The 13,834-nt window shown below is 46.1% G+C and carries 17 protein-coding genes; 6 read left to right on the top strand and 11 right to left on the bottom strand.

Annotation, left to right across the window (positions count from 1 at the left end; all coding sequences use genetic code 11):
- Genes RJ60_RS09425 through RJ60_RS09395 form a run of 7 tightly spaced genes read right to left on the bottom strand, consistent with a single transcriptional unit; the run spans position 1 to position 6,175 of the window.
- Positions 1-417: a type II secretion system protein J gene (locus RJ60_RS09425; protein ID WP_103134555.1), complete on the bottom strand. Its 417-nt coding sequence runs from the start codon at positions 415-417 to the stop codon at positions 1-3.
- Positions 392-1,813 carry a glutamate--tRNA ligase gene (gene gltX, locus RJ60_RS09420; RefSeq protein WP_103134554.1) on the bottom strand — a complete coding sequence of 474 codons (1,422 nt, stop codon included), beginning with the start codon at positions 1,811-1,813 and terminating at the stop codon, positions 392-394. Before gltX ends, RJ60_RS09425 begins: the two co-directional genes overlap by 26 nt.
- On the bottom strand, positions 1,800-2,327 hold the full coding sequence (locus RJ60_RS09415) for a TIGR00725 family protein (RefSeq protein ID WP_180979931.1): 528 nt from the start codon (positions 2,325-2,327) through the stop codon (positions 1,800-1,802). The genes gltX and RJ60_RS09415 overlap by 14 nt, the downstream gene beginning before the upstream one ends.
- Positions 2,327-3,049, bottom strand: a complete 723-nt coding sequence (gene lptB, locus RJ60_RS09410; protein ID WP_103134552.1) for an LPS export ABC transporter ATP-binding protein — start codon at positions 3,047-3,049, stop codon at positions 2,327-2,329. The genes RJ60_RS09415 and lptB overlap by 1 nt, the downstream gene beginning before the upstream one ends.
- Complete coding sequence (locus RJ60_RS09405) at positions 3,046-3,543, bottom strand: OmpH family outer membrane protein (RefSeq protein ID WP_103134551.1); 498 nt, start codon at positions 3,541-3,543, stop codon at positions 3,046-3,048. The genes lptB and RJ60_RS09405 overlap by 4 nt, the downstream gene beginning before the upstream one ends.
- A gap of 11 nt (positions 3,544-3,554) precedes the next feature.
- Entirely contained in the window at positions 3,555-4,001 is a 447-nt protein-coding gene (gene dtd, locus RJ60_RS09400; RefSeq protein ID WP_103134550.1) for a D-aminoacyl-tRNA deacylase, read from the bottom strand.
- Positions 3,998-6,175 carry a bifunctional (p)ppGpp synthetase/guanosine-3',5'-bis(diphosphate) 3'-pyrophosphohydrolase gene (locus RJ60_RS09395; RefSeq protein ID WP_103134549.1) on the bottom strand — a complete coding sequence of 726 codons (2,178 nt, stop codon included), beginning with the start codon at positions 6,173-6,175 and terminating at the stop codon, positions 3,998-4,000. The genes dtd and RJ60_RS09395 overlap by 4 nt, the downstream gene beginning before the upstream one ends.
- A 177-nt stretch (positions 6,176-6,352) precedes the next feature.
- Here RJ60_RS09395 and RJ60_RS09390 point away from each other — a divergent pair, with 177 nt between their 5' ends.
- The 5 genes from RJ60_RS09390 to RJ60_RS09370 all read left to right on the top strand — a co-directional run bounded on the left by RJ60_RS09390 (position 6,353) and on the right by RJ60_RS09370 (position 11,164).
- On the top strand, positions 6,353-7,270 hold the full coding sequence (locus RJ60_RS09390; protein WP_103134548.1) for an alpha/beta hydrolase: 918 nt from the start codon (positions 6,353-6,355) through the stop codon (positions 7,268-7,270).
- 17 nt (positions 7,271-7,287) lie between these two features.
- Positions 7,288-7,818 (top strand): type 1 glutamine amidotransferase domain-containing protein, encoded by a 531-nt coding sequence (locus RJ60_RS09385; protein WP_103134547.1) that lies wholly within the window; start codon positions 7,288-7,290, stop codon positions 7,816-7,818.
- A gap of 361 nt (positions 7,819-8,179) precedes the next feature.
- Positions 8,180-10,660, top strand: a complete 2,481-nt coding sequence (locus RJ60_RS09380) for a heavy metal translocating P-type ATPase (RefSeq protein WP_103134546.1) — start codon at positions 8,180-8,182, stop codon at positions 10,658-10,660.
- A gap of 13 nt (positions 10,661-10,673) precedes the next feature.
- A complete protein-coding gene (locus tag RJ60_RS09375; protein ID WP_103134545.1) occupies positions 10,674-10,880 on the top strand; it encodes a heavy-metal-associated domain-containing protein in 207 nt (68 codons plus the stop codon).
- A gap of 2 nt (positions 10,881-10,882) precedes the next feature.
- Complete coding sequence (locus RJ60_RS09370) at positions 10,883-11,164, top strand: metal-sensing transcriptional repressor (RefSeq protein WP_102819029.1); 282 nt, start codon at positions 10,883-10,885, stop codon at positions 11,162-11,164.
- On the opposite strand, the gene RJ60_RS09365 is transcribed toward RJ60_RS09370, so the two are convergent.
- The 4 genes from RJ60_RS09365 to RJ60_RS09355 all read right to left on the bottom strand — a co-directional run bounded on the left by RJ60_RS09365 (position 11,161) and on the right by RJ60_RS09355 (position 13,273).
- Positions 11,161-11,511, bottom strand: coding sequence for a hypothetical protein (locus RJ60_RS09365; RefSeq protein ID WP_103134544.1), 351 nt, complete (start codon positions 11,509-11,511; stop codon positions 11,161-11,163). The two genes, RJ60_RS09370 and RJ60_RS09365, sit on opposite strands and share 4 nt — an antisense overlap.
- On the bottom strand, positions 11,486-11,872 hold the full coding sequence (locus RJ60_RS16200; protein WP_258006255.1) for an MFS transporter: 387 nt from the start codon (positions 11,870-11,872) through the stop codon (positions 11,486-11,488). Before RJ60_RS16200 ends, RJ60_RS09365 begins: the two co-directional genes overlap by 26 nt.
- Positions 11,806-12,738: an OFA family MFS transporter gene (locus tag RJ60_RS09360; protein WP_258006254.1), complete on the bottom strand. Its 933-nt coding sequence runs from the start codon at positions 12,736-12,738 to the stop codon at positions 11,806-11,808. Before RJ60_RS09360 ends, RJ60_RS16200 begins: the two co-directional genes overlap by 67 nt.
- Positions 12,739-12,859: 121 nt before the next feature.
- Positions 12,860-13,273 carry a nuclear transport factor 2 family protein gene (locus RJ60_RS09355; RefSeq protein WP_102819026.1) on the bottom strand — a complete coding sequence of 138 codons (414 nt, stop codon included), beginning with the start codon at positions 13,271-13,273 and terminating at the stop codon, positions 12,860-12,862.
- Between the two features lie 205 nt (positions 13,274-13,478).
- Here RJ60_RS09355 and RJ60_RS15450 point away from each other — a divergent pair, with 205 nt between their 5' ends.
- Positions 13,479-13,739: a hypothetical protein gene (locus RJ60_RS15450; protein ID WP_146028907.1), complete on the top strand. Its 261-nt coding sequence runs from the start codon at positions 13,479-13,481 to the stop codon at positions 13,737-13,739.
- Positions 13,740-13,834: the final 95 nt, after the last annotated feature.

Raw genomic sequence — 13,834 nt, 5'->3', positions numbered from 1 at the left:
CTATCCACCTTTTGTCCCTATCAAGATTTCTCTTTTATCGATTATGAATCTGACTGTCCCTTCTTCTTCAAAGAAGCCTGCAGAATCTCTAAACTCAGTCACGGTATTATATGAATTTCCAGACCTTCTCATTATCCTGTTTCCAGACACGTAGTACCTTATCCTTTTGTATTGACCATCAACAATTGCATCGAAGCTGATAAAGGAAACCCCCCATAAGAAGTTTCCCGTGGAACGATTAAGGTCCCTTTCGACGATGTCGAAGGTTCTCGACAAAGACATGTTCGTTTTCGTTTCCTGAACTATGCTGGAAGACATAGCCAGCCACATGTTAACAATTTTGAAGATCGAAATTAGCAAGAGAGCAGATACTGCCAGAGAGACTACCATCTCAATCAGCGATATTCCCTTCCTCATACTCAATCAACTCGAGCAGGCTCTCCAATCTCTCGAGAACTCTATCTCTACCAAGTACGGAGATCGTCTCAAAGAGTCCCGGAGTCACAAGCCTACCAGTTACCCCCCCTCTTAGAGTTTGAAAAGTATTCTTCTTGGATGTTATCTTCTCATCCGCAAGTTCCCTAACAGTCTTCTCAACACCTTCAACGGACCAGTCGCATGCGTCTTCAAACCGCCTGATAGCAGCAGAAACAAGATCTTTGCTCCAGTCATTTCTAAGATACTTGACAACGTAGTCTTCCTGGTAATCCACCTCATCGCAGAAGAAAGGCGCCGAGAAATCGAACAGCTGCTGTAGAGTATTGATCTTCTCGCGGCACATCGTTAGGACTTCTCTCGAGTAAAACTGATCGGCTTCCATGTTTGCGTAATAGTCAAACCTTCCAGTGAACTTCAGCCACAATCCAAACTGCACAGCCAGTTCGTCGGGATCAAATAACCTCAAGTGCTTTCCGTTAATCCACTCAAGCTTCTCGTAATCGAAGACGACTCCTTTGTTGGAGATATCTGATGGAACGAAGTCCCTGACCTTTTCGTGATAATCAAAGATCTCCTGATCAACCGTCCATCCAAGAAGCGCAAGGTAGTTCATCAGTCCCACACTCAAGTACCCTTCTCTTCTGAAATGATCCACACTAGTATGACCATGCCTCTTCGAAAGAGGAGCCCGGTCACTACCAAGAATTAGAGGAATATGCATGAAAGTTGGTGGTTCCCATTCCAGGGCTCTATAGATCATGAGCTGCCTCGGAGTATTTGTGAGATGATCTTCTCCTCTGAAAACATGAGTAATCTCCATCATATGATCATCTACAACTACAGCGAAATTGTAGGTCGGGAATCCATTCGATTTGATTATTATGAAATCGGAGAAATTCCCGTTTTCGAAACTCATCTCCCCTTTAGACAGATCGGAAAAGCCGGTCGTACCGTCCGGTATCTTGAACTTCACTGTATATATCTCATCATCAGATAGCTCAGGAATCTCCTCTGAAATCCGTAAAACCTCTTCCTGATTTGACTTGGAGTAGACTGCAAAATATGCCCGACCTCTTTCGACGAGCTCTTGAGCAAACTTATCGTAGAAACCGAGAGCGACACGCTCGCTCTGTCTATAAGGGCCATAATCCCCGCCTACATCCGGCCCTTCCGACCAATCAAGTCCGCACCATTTCATGGAGGAAAGGATCTGATCCTCAAATCTCTTCTCAGAACGCTCGATATCCGTATCTTCTATTCTCAGCACAAAACCTCCATGTTGGTTTTTCGCAAAGAGCCAGTTGAACAGCGCCGTCCTAACACCACCAACATGAAGATTGCCGGTAGGACTGGGCGCAAATCTACACCTTACCATTTTCAGCCTCCTCAAGGTACGTCTCAAGATCTTCTATATTACTTGCCAGCTTCATTTCTACAGTCTTTCTCTCGTCAAGATACTTGCCGTCAATTAACACAGATCTGATTCTGTCTGTCCAGCCGCCGGTACCCTCCATTAGGATTACTGAACGGCCATATGAGTACGAGGAAACTACTTCCAGCAGAGTTCCTGCCTGACCTCCAATAGAGATTACTACATCGGCGGATTTTGTAAGTATCAGGGATCTCATAGCAAAATCCATCCCGGTTCTTATCCTGATCTCATTGTGCTCGTTGCCCTCGTCTCCGATAGGAAGTACTCCAACTACCCGACCTCCCTCTTCCGACATAGATCTTGAAACAAGTTCCATTACTCCGTCTCTCCCACCTGTCATTGCAACGTGACCACGCCTTGCAAGAGTTCTTCCAACTTCTTCACAGACTACGTGAAGCTCCTTCACGGGACTTCTGTCCGTGGGGCCCGAATAACCAATTACAGCGACATGAAGCATCAGTCGTCACTTCCCAGATACTTCTCGACAACCTGGCTGTCTCCAAGGACCTCTTCCGGGTCTCCGGAAGAGATGACTTCTCCCTTGTACAACACATAGAGTCTGTCAACAACTTTTGCTATAGAAGAGACATCGTGGTCCGTAACTATAACACCTATTCCCCTGCTCTTAAGCTTCCTGATCATCTTCTGAATATCCTTCACAGTCATAGGATCTATTCCAACGAAAGGCTCATCGAGAAGTATGAAAGAAGGAGACAGGGTCATCGTCCTGGCAAATTCCAGTCTTCTCTTCTCCCCACCTGATATCAACGAAGCAACCTGATCTTTCAACGAAAGGATTCCGAACTCATCCAGTATCTCACTCGCCCTCTCATAGTGACTTTCTTCTTGACCAGTAAGTCTCATGACCATCATCAGGTTTTCAATCACCTTGAGTCCCCTGAAAATCGATGTCTCCTGCGGAAGGTAAGCTATTCCTCTCTTGGCTCTTTCGTGGATTGGAAGATGAGTTATATTCTCGCCATTGAGAAAGATACTCCCGGTGTTCGGAATAACTATTCCGAGAATAGACTTAAAGGCGGTGGTCTTGCCTGCACCGTTGGGTCCAAGCAGTCCCACCACCTCAAGCGATGATGCCTCTATTGATACATCCTTCAGTACTCTTCTTCTTCCGTAGCGCTTGTCAAGATGTTCGCATTTCAGATAAGAAGGATCACTCAATTCTGAAACCCTTTCATATACTCGATTATCGCGTCAGTAATATTGTAAGCAGATGAACCATATACAACTATTTCGTCGGATATTACCATGTCTATACCAATAAACGTTGCGTAATCTCTGATTCTCTTGTTAACCTGTTCCAATATGACCTGCAGTTTTGCATTGTAAGTAGTTTCCAGTGTCTGTTCGTACTGACTCTTCTTGGTAAGAATCTCCTGTTGCTTCTGGAGAAGCGCTTCTTGACTAGCTCCAGAGTTCGCCAAGTCCTGATACTCTCTACTCAAGCTATCCAACTGGCCCTGATAAAACTGAGTATCTTTCTGATAGTCGGTATTCAATGTAACCCAGTCTCTCGTTGACTCAAGGACTTTCTGCATATCTGCAAACGCGATTTTTGCAGGATTGGAAGGCCCCGCACTGCTCTCAGAGACAACAATCACCCCGACCGCCGCAACCATTATTACGATAAGAATAAATTTCATGGATCTCTTCACAAGAACACCTCCTAAAATACTCTCTTTGAATCCAATAGAATCGTTACCGGCCCACTGTTAACAAGCTCTACATCCATGTGAGCCTGGAAGATCCCTGTCTCAACTTTCACAGTCTTAGACGCCATCTGGAGAAAATCGTTGAAAAGTGCTCTGGCCGCTTCCGGTTCGGCAGCTTCGGTGAAAGAAGGCCTTCTTCCCTTTCTGGCATCGCCCATTATTGTGAATTGTGAAATGGCAAGAAGCGCTCCCGAGACATCTATTAGCGAAAGATTCATCTTCTCATTTTCGTCTTCAAACACACGAAGATTGAGTGTCTTATCAACCATCCATTCCACGTCACTCCCGTCATCGTCTCGACCGATCCCAACAAGAACAAGAAGGCCCTTATCAATCTCTCCAGTTATTCTCCCACTTACGGTTACCTTGGCCTTGCTAACTCTTTGAACTACGGCCCTCACGCAACCCCTCCAAATCTCTTCACGTTTTGAACACCCTTCATACCCCGGAGGTTCTCCATCACCAAAGTCAGATGGGCAACATCCTTTACAAGGATATTCGCAATCAGTGTATCATATCCCCACTTTCCTGCTTCAACGGAGTACTTCATTACTTTTGCATTCTTGTTTTCCAGTCTCTCAAGAAACTTATTTATAAGAGTTCTATCCGTGCTGTCAAACTCCACAACAATCCAGGCACTGAATCTCCCTCCCGTTACAAGGTTCCAGTGGGCGTCCACGAGCTTATCCTTACTTATGTCTTTCAGATTTCGGCAGTTGCGGTTGTGAATTGATATACCCCTACTGCTCATCACCGCGATTATATCGTCGCCCGGAAGAGGAGTACAACATTTGGCAAAGTAGACGGCGATTCCAGTCTCGCCGCCAACAACGACTTCGTTCCCCTTCGCCTGTTTCTGTTTGATCAATTCGGTCTCTTCGGGAAGAACATCTATCTCTTCTTCCTTCGGCGCAAGAAGACTGAGTACCTCTCCCATCGTTATCGACCCGTCGCCAAGCTTGCTAAAGAGATCGTTTTCGTTGTGCGCCCCCAGTCGGCTCATCAGGGACTTTATCTGCTCTCCCTCTATCAAGTCATCCATCGATACGGAGAGCCGTCTGCTTATCTTTCTGAATATCTCCTTACCTCTTTCAACGAGTTTCGCCGAATACTCATTTTTGAAGTATCTCTTTATCTTTGCCTTTGTAGAATTTGCCCTGACATACTTCAACCAGTCAAGACTCGGACCTTCACTTGCCTTGTTTACGACAACCTCAACTCTGTCTCCGAGCTTTAGTTCATAATTGACAGGAACAAGCCGGTCATTAACCTTCGCACCCGCGTAATGATGGCCGACTTCCGTGTGAATTGCGTAGGCAAAATCGATCGGTGTGGCTCCTTTTGGAAGATGAACAACCTCGCCTTTCGGCGTGAAGACAAACACCTCTTCGACCTCAAGTTCGCGAGAAATCGACTCCATGTCCTTGAAACTCTCGATGAAATCCTTTTGCCAATCGACGAGCTGTGTAAACCAGGTTCTATCCCTTACATCAATTCCCTCTTTGTAGACCCAGTGAGAGGCCACTCCATATTCGGCCTCCTTGTGCATTCTCTCGCTTCTTATCTGAATCTCAAGAGGCTCTCCTCTGTGGGTAATCAGGGTTGTGTGAAGCGACTTATAACCGTTCGACTTCGGTGCGGCAATGTAGTCTTTGAACCTACCAGGCATCGGAGGCCATAGAGAGTGTGCTGCGCCCAAAATCTTATAGCAATTCACTTCGTCACCCGTAATTATCCTCAGGGCAATAAGATCGAACACCTCGTCGAAGGATCTGTTCTTCTTTATCATCTTCTGCCATATGCTATAAAGGTGTTTCACTCTGCCTTCTATCAAAGCAGGTATCCTGTTCTTTCTCAGTTCTCTGAGCACTATCTCCTTATACTCATCCATTATGTCCTGACGTTCTTTAAGCTTCTTGTTGACCTTGAACTTCAGTTCCTTGAATTCCTCAGGATACTCGAACTTAAAGGCAAGATCTTCAAGCTCTGCCTGTATTCTGTGCATACCTATTCTGTGAGCTATTGGAGCATAGATTTGGATCGTCTCTTTGGCCTTGTCGCGCTTCTTCTCTGGATCCTTGAGGAAGTCAAGAGTTCGCATGTTGTGAAGCCTGTCTGCAAGTTTGACGATTATGATCCTCGGGTCCTCTGATAACGCGAGAAGCATTTTGCGTAGAGTCTCGACCTTCATTCTCGACTTCACTATCTTCGACTCAAGCTTTTCGTTGAGCTTCAAATTGCTTATCTTCGTCACACCATCGACGATCAGAGCAACCGTATCACCGTACTTCTCAGCTATCTCGGAAAGCGGCACATCACAATCTTCAACTATGTCGTGAAGTATCCCAGCGACTATAGTATCACTGTCGGCCGAGAACTGGGCAAGAATCTTCGCGACTTCTACCGGGTGACTTATGAACGGCTCACCCGAGTCTCTCATTTGCTCCTGATGATGAAAGCGTGCAAACTCGTAGGCGTCGAAAATCCGCTCCTTGTCTCTCCTTTTGAGGCGATATTGAAGAATACTTTCGAGGTCGCTCAGAAGAATCTGAGCATCAATTTCTGTTCTGGCCACTCTCTCACCTTCTATTTGTTTATTTTAGCATGAAGCAAGTTCTGAATGCAGTGAGAAGTCTGCATGCCACTTAGATAATCGAGTCTAAGCGTGATTTCATTGATGAGCAAATTCTGGCCCTAGCTCCTCTTCAGAGAGTAGAATGGAATCGATAGTGCAAAAACACGGAGGTGAACAGTGAAAGGACACTTCTTAAAAGGAATTCTGATTCTATCCGTTTTCATTCTGCTTGCAGTATCATCGCATGCAGCCCTTTCCGACTCAGAGTACATTGTCTCAGAGACCGCCGTCCACTTCTACAGTGAAGGGCTGAGAATAAACGGAGTTCTTACCGTACCGGAGTTCCAAGAAGGCTATGTACCAATTGTGCTGCTCCTCCATGGATTTCTTGGCCACATGAACGATCTAATCGTGTATGATTCGGAAGAATCGCTATTTGAGATCACCGCAACGGCCTTCGCCGAAAAGGGTATTGCCACTTTGAGATTCGATTTCAGAGGCTCGGGAATCAGTGAAGGAGAGTGGAAGGACACTACTTTCAACAAGCAGATCCTTGATGCTGTCTCCTCTATTGACTTTATTACATCTCTAGATAGCGTTGACAGCAGAAGAATAGGCGTGGTCGGCCTCAGCCAAGGCGGTCTGGTCGCTGCTTGCCTTGCCGGTCGAGATTCAAGAGTAAGAAGTGTCGCTCTCTGGTCTGCGGTTGCAATACCTATACACTCGTACTCAGCTCTTCTCGGTGTAGATTCTGTTGAGAGGGCAATGATAGCCTCTCCATTGGAGGAAATAGAAGCGAACATCTCCTGGGGAGGTGTTACCGTACTGAGAAGGGAGTTTTTTGATGAGCTTTTTTCAGTCAATCCTGTGGCCGAGATAGTCTCTTATGAAGGCCCTCTTCTTGTCGTATCAGGGCTTAAGGACGATATTGTATTCCCTCAGCCGGAAGCTTCAAGGCTCTTTACGAGATACCACAAGGGAGTCGACAGGCTCCTTGAACACGATTCGGGCCACATATTCGATCTTTTTGATAGGCGAGATAAAGTAACGGAAATCATTGAAGCCTCTCTCGAATGGTTTCTAATAACTCTTTAGCGATTCGGAGGTGCAGCATGAAGCTGATAGGAAAGAGAGTCGTAGTTCTCGTAGAAGACGGATTTGAAGATCTCGAGTTCTGGGTACCCGTAATGCGACTTCAAGAGGAGGGCGCAGAAGTTACTGTCGCTGGAAAAGAGAAGAACAGGCTGTACAAGGGCAAGGGTGGGCTTACTGCAATATCAGATGCGGACTTCAAATCGATAGATGTTTCAGAAGTAGATGGGATTCTAGTACCCGGCGGGTGGGCACCCGACAAGCTCAGACGATTTGAAGATGTTAAAGACCTCATAAGGACTGCAAACGAGCAGAAAAAGATTATTGCTATGATTTGTCACGCAGGACTTGTCGGCATTTCAGCCGGAATCGTAGAAGGTTCAAAATCTGTCGGCAGCGACGACATAAAGGATGACCTGTTGAATGCAGGCGCAATCTGGTTGGATGAACCAGCTTTCAGTGACGGCAACCTAGTTTGGGGGCGTGTAGTGAAGGACATTCCAGACTTCTGCAGAGAACTTGTCAGAGCAATGGAAGGCAAAATCCGCTGATACTCAATCTCAGCAAGCGGGTTATTTCAGTACAGCCAGATTAGATCCTCAACAATCATATAACTTCCGAGGAGAAAAGAATCTATCTAATAATTCTCTTCAACTTTCTTCTTCAGAGCTCTTTATAGGGTACAAATCCCAGAACCTATTCAGATTCGTTGAAAACCGACAGAATTTATTGTATTATAATAACACCTCCCCCCAGGGAGGGGAGTTGTAAGATGATTTGAGTTTTGCTCTTTACGAGCATTATGAAGAAGAGTTTGCAGTCAGTTCATGGAAATAGGCCTATTTTCGAATTTCTCAGTGTAAGGAGAGTTTGGTCATAGTAGGAACTGGAAAAGTGCACGGTCTCAACTAGATGCGGAAAGTGCTTAGCGAGAACCACAAGGAGAACCGAGAATTAAGGGGAGGAATAGATTTGATAGAAGAGTATATCGTTGGAGGTATGACCTGCGCGGCCTGTGCAAAAGCGGTTGAAAGAGCTGCCTCGAAAATCGCAGGGGTGAAGAGTGCGACCGTCAATCTTTCAACGGAAAGACTTTCTATCGAAGCTGCAAACAAAATAGATAGAGAAATGCTGTTTGAAACAGTGGAAAACTCTGGCTACTCGCTCAAAGAAGTGAAGTCCGGAAGAAACGCCGTAATGGAAATTGATGGCATGACCTGCGCAGCATGTTCCGTAGCTGTTGAGAAAGCGATCGGTAGACTAGAAGGTATCAAGAGCGTCAGCGTGAATCTATCCTCAGATACCGTTTCCTTTGAGTATGATCCCGACGCTCTTAGAATCGGTCAAGTTAAGGTGGCTGTCGAAAAGGCAGGCTATAAGGCTGGAGGCCTCATAACGGAAAACCTTGCAGCAAGCCGCTTAAGAAAAGAGGCGGCGACGCTCTCTTACAAGAGGAAGCTGGTATTCTCCGCAATCTTTGCTCTGCCCTTGTTGATAGTTGCCATGGGCCATATGGTCGGACTCAGATTGCCCATAATCATAGATCCTCATATGAATCCGTTGAACTTCGCTATGATTCAGTTGTTCTTAACAGTCCCGATAGTAATTGCCGGAAAGGATTTTTATCTTAAGGGAATACCGAATCTCTTCAGAGGCAATCCAAATATGGATAGTCTTGTTGGTCTCGGAACAGGCGCAGCGTTTGCGTACGGTATCTTTGCAACGGCTCAAATCGCTCTTGGTAACCACGTTTACGTAGCAGATCTCTATTTTGAATCGGCAGGAGTGATTATTGCTTTGATCTCGCTTGGTAAATATCTAGAGAACCTTTCGAGAGGCAGAACTTCCGATGCAATAATGAAGTTAATTGGTCTATCTCCGGAAACGGCTTATGTGAAGAGGGGCGACGGCTTCGAAGAAATTGCGATCGAGGAAACCGAGGTTGGAGATACTCTCCTTGTCAAGCCCGGAATGAGAATTCCGGTAGACGGGGAAATCTTGGAAGGAACGAGCTCCATCGATCAATCGGTAATAACCGGGGAATCTATCCCCGTTGACGTTCAGAAGGGTGCTAAGGTGATCGGCGGCACAACAAACATCAGCGGAATATTTGAGATGAAGGCTACAGTAGTAGGGAGCGATACAGTTTTATCGAGAATAATAAAGCTCGTTGAAGATGCTCAGTCTTCTAAGGCTCCGATAGCAAGGATGGCAGATATCGTGAGCGGCTACTTCGTGCCCTTTGTACTTATTGTTGCTGCAGTCACCTTTGTTACATGGATACTCCTAGGCTACGGATTCGCGTTCTCCATGTCAATGATGATCGCAGTCCTTGTGATTGCCTGTCCTTGCGCCCTGGGACTCGCTACTCCTACAGCAATCATGGTCGGCACAGGAAAGGGAGCAGAGTTGGGGATTCTCTTTAGAAACGGAGAAGCACTGGAAGTAACCCATAAGGTTGATGCTATCGTATTCGACAAGACAGGAACCATAACGCGAGGAAGACCCGAGCTTGTAGACATTCACACAATGGGATCTCTAGATCGCGATCAGGTATTACAACTGTCTGCAAGCGTCGCCAGAAGAAGCTCTCATCCTCTAGACTCGGCTATTTCGATTGCTTATCACGGCACATTGCTGCAAGTCTCTTCATTCGAGGCATACCCTGGAAAGGGAATCATCGCAGTTGTTAACGGAAGAGAGGTACGAATCGGGAATCACCGTTTTGTTGGTCTATCTGCGGAAGAGATGGAGTTAGTGGACAAGGTTTCCAGCAAGGGAATGACCCCCGTTTCTGTCTCCGTAGACGGCAAGCCAGCGGCGGTGTTTGGAACTGCAGATGTTGTGAAAGAGAATTCTTTGGAAGCCGTATCAACGCTGAAAGAAATGGGAATAGATACCTATATTATGACGGGAGACAATACCAGGACCGCGAAAGCAATCGCAGAACAGGTAGGAATCGAGAATGTCCTTGCCGAAGTAATGCCCGAAGACAAGGCGAGAAAGGTTGCTGATCTTAAGAAAGAAGGCAAGACCGTCATGATGGTTGGCGACGGGATAAACGATTCCCCGGCACTGGCGGAGGCCGATATAAGCATTGCCGTCGGATCGGGAACCGACATCGCTATCGAGTCTTCAGATGTCGTTCTTATCAGCGACAATCTTAAGAATATTCCGAAGGCAATAAAGCTATCCAGAGCAACCATCAGAAACATCAAAGAGAATCTCTTTTGGGCCTTTTTCTATAACGTTATTGGAATACCAGTGGCAGCCGGTCTCCTTTACAAAGTGGCCGGAATAAAGCTTAACCCTATGATAGCCGGTGCAGCCATGGCCTTTTCCAGTGTTAGTGTAGTCGCAAACGCACTGAGGTTGAAGAGAGTACGAATCTAGAAGGAGGAATATTATGAAGCTTGAAATTGGAGGAATGAGCTGTAATCACTGCAAAATGCGAGTGGAAAGAGCGTTGAAGTCTGTGGAAGGCGTGGAGGACGCAGTGGTAGACATTGATGAAGGAATCGCAGAAATCTTCACAACCAAGAATATTGAAGAGAACCGCTTGAGAGAGATTATTGAAGATGCAGGTTATTCATTTATGGGAATCAGAGAGTAATTATGAATACACATTCTCATCACAAACACGACGGGGCTCTCAAGATTCTTAAGACTGCCAGAGGTCAGATAGACGGCATAATCAAGATGATAGAAGAAGAGAGATACTGCATAGATATTTCCACTCAGCTTCTCGCTGTCATCTCGCTCCTCAAGAAGGCAAACACAACAGTTGTAAACAAGCATATCGAAACCTGCATAAGAGAAGCAGTGGTTTCCGGCGATATTGAGGAGAAGATAGCGGAGCTGGAAACACTCATGAAATATATAGAGAAGAGCCTCTAGTCTCCAGCTGGAGGTTCGTTCTTCATGTCTTGAGAATCTCTGGACAGTTCTTGAAGATCCTCGATAACCTCCTGAAGCTCATTGTCTTCTACTTGCCATAAGTCTTCAATTCTCTGCTTCAGAAAAGAATTTCTCTCTTCGACAGCCATCAGGTAATAGCTTAGAAGTCTTCTCCTGTGGGAACTCATCGCTGCTATCTTTCTCAGAGAATCCACCTTTATCTCTCTTTCCGCATCTATAAGATCTCCTATCGTTTGGACGATGTCATCTAGTTTCCACTGAACGTCGTCCGATAGGACGGCCAGAGTCTTCCTGATCTTCTCAAGTGCTTCCACCCGTTTTACCATCCGGTTCCCCCAAACGTCCCTTGCGGTCTTCTGCTTCTGGATGTCTGATTATAAGACTTAGCACTGCACCCAAAACACTCAGAACCGCTGAGACCAAGTAACTTATCCCGTATCCACCCGTAAGGTCGCGCGCAATCCCACCTAGCAAAGGGCCGATGACTCCGCCTACACCCCAGGCCGTTATCATTACCCCGTAATTCAGTCCAAGATTCTTCACACCGTAGAAATCGGCAGTTACAACCGGAAAGATTGCGAGCATTCCGCCAAAAGTGAATCCCACAACGCTCTTCCCTATCAACAGAGCAACAGGGTTGGTGAATGAACTGAAAAGGAAGTATATGAGAGCCTGAATGGCAAACATAGTGAAGGGGTGGCCGTTCTTCCAATATAATCAGATATCGTGCCCCACGTTACCCGGCCAATGAAATTGAAAATCGCATAAACAACCACCAGCAGAAATCCATTGCTAATTGATGCCTGCTCTAGCCCTATCTTCGACATCTGACCGATAATGAGCAGTCCTGCAAACGTACCAAAGAAGAACATGGTCCACAAAATATAGAACTGCGGTGTCTTCATCATTTCGGACAATGAGTAATCCTTTGTCGCCAGCCTATGGGTTCTTCTAGGCTTCTTCTTAAGTTTTACCTTTTCCACACCATCGGAAGGGTTGGAGATTAGGAAGGTGAGGGAAAAGACAATCAGAAAGAAGAGAACACCAAGAATCACCAAAGCCGTCGGCAGTCCAAACATAGCAATGAGGCTCGAAGTCAGCGGCGCTATATACACAGGTGCCAATCCAAAACCGCTAACAACAATACCTGATATCAGCCCTCTGTGATCGGGATGAAACCACTTGACTGCAGCCGGTGTTGGCGATGAATAGACAAATCCCATCGCAAGCCCGAACACGAACCCGAAAAAGAAGGTTAACCCGGCTACGGTAAGATTCATCCCCGAGAAGATAAAACCGATCCCCGCAAGAAGTGAGGATACGAAAAGAACTGGCTTTGGACCGAATCTATCCTGCAGCTTTCCTCCTGGAATCATGGTTAAAGCAAAGACCGCTGAAGCAAGCACATAAGGAATCTGAATCTGCGTTGCTGTCCAGTTGAAGTCGTCTATCAAGGCCGCTGAGATAATTCCCCACGAATAAAGGACCCCGAGAGTCAAATTGACCCCCAAACCACTAAAGACTACGAGCCAGGCTTTCCTGTTGTTTTCCACAGATTTGTCCTCCTAATAAATGACGCTAATTGCCGGGCTAATCTGTTTAGTCGGTTCGTAGTGCCGAAAATCACTTAGATGTACGATCCTTAGCGAGAAAAAGCGATCCGTGAGATTGCAATCACTTCTTCTTGGCTTTCAGAAGGCCGGCGTAAGAACTTGTAAAGCCATGCTGGAAGTGCATCAGTTGCCACTTGCCATCTGCTTTCACAACAAGTGCCGAACCGAATACCTCTACTCTCCTGAATGCAGCTTTTCTTGCGATTTTCATACCTCGTTTCCATGAAACAAAACAGAACGAGGTTCTTTCAACTGTAACTTCCCAAGATATCGGCTCAAAGAGAACCCCAAACGAATCAAACTCCTTTTCCAGAAGCTCAAGAAACTCACCCTTCCCATTACTTACGAGCCCTTCGGGATTCACATAGGTAATATCAGCACAGCATAGCGATTCGATTGACTCGAGATCGTGATTTCTATAACTGTCAAAGAAGTTCTCAACTACTTCCTTAGGCGATATCTTGCCATGCTCCATCAACTCACACCTCACTCTTTGTCACTAGTAAGATTTTATCATCAACCTGCCGATCATCTGTGTACAAGATGAGGCTATTTATGAAAGACAAAACAATATAATCTTCCCGAAGAAGGGAGGTGGATCATGCGGAAAGTTCTCGCTTCGATTATTGCGATTCTCCTTTTCATTTCGTTACTTCCGGGGCTTACGTTGAGGATGGGGATTGAAGGTCTCTCAATACTCGGTCTGTCCTTTGAGATGGATTCTGGTCTTTGCTTTGGATTTGGAGCATACCGCCGATCACGATATTCGGACCGGCAGCCCCTGGCCTTTTTCTTTCACAGGGGGATACAGTTGCTCATCGATAATGCTACGAAAGGATAGAATGGAAGTTTCAGCGCTTATGAGAGGTTGCCTGGGAGCGATCATCTCCGAATCGTTTAGTCTCGCAGCAGTTCTGGGCGTGCTTCTGGAAACGAAATGAAATATCTCACCTGGACTTAAGGCCGGATTCCAGCTAGGGTTGAACCTGAACGTGGTCCAAAGAATCATTTCTCCAGAAACCAGTTTCGTCCCGAT

The organism is Mesotoga sp. B105.6.4, assembly GCF_002896535.1.
Taxonomy (GTDB): Bacteria; Thermotogota; Thermotogae; order Petrotogales; family Kosmotogaceae; genus Mesotoga.
The sequence above is the reverse complement of the archived record's forward strand: the minus strand, read 5'-3'. Positions and strand labels throughout refer to the sequence as shown.

Bases quoted from the DNA above. Each gene is read 5' to 3' on its own strand.
- RJ60_RS09425 (WP_103134555.1), bottom strand. From the start codon at position 417: ATGAGGAAGGGAATATCGCTGATTGAGATGGTAGTCTCTCTGGCAGTA.
- gltX (WP_103134554.1), bottom strand. From the start codon at position 1,813: ATGGTAAGGTGTAGATTTGCGCCCAGTCCTACCGGCAATCTTCATGTT.
- RJ60_RS09415 (WP_180979931.1), bottom strand. From the start codon at position 2,327: ATGCTTCATGTCGCTGTAATTGGTTATTCGGGCCCCACGGACAGAAGT.
- RJ60_RS09385 (WP_103134547.1), top strand. From the start codon at position 7,288: ATGAAGCTGATAGGAAAGAGAGTCGTAGTTCTCGTAGAAGACGGATTT.
- RJ60_RS09380 (WP_103134546.1), top strand. From the start codon at position 8,180: ATGCGGAAAGTGCTTAGCGAGAACCACAAGGAGAACCGAGAATTAAGG.
- RJ60_RS09375 (WP_103134545.1), top strand. From the start codon at position 10,674: ATGAAGCTTGAAATTGGAGGAATGAGCTGTAATCACTGCAAAATGCGA.
- RJ60_RS09370 (WP_102819029.1), top strand. From the start codon at position 10,883: ATGAATACACATTCTCATCACAAACACGACGGGGCTCTCAAGATTCTT.
- RJ60_RS09365 (WP_103134544.1), bottom strand. From the start codon at position 11,511: ATGGTAAAACGGGTGGAAGCACTTGAGAAGATCAGGAAGACTCTGGCC.
- RJ60_RS16200 (WP_258006255.1), bottom strand. From the start codon at position 11,872: ATGTTTGCCATTCAGGCTCTCATATACTTCCTTTTCAGTTCATTCACC.
- RJ60_RS09355 (WP_102819026.1), bottom strand. From the start codon at position 13,273: ATGGAGCATGGCAAGATATCGCCTAAGGAAGTAGTTGAGAACTTCTTT.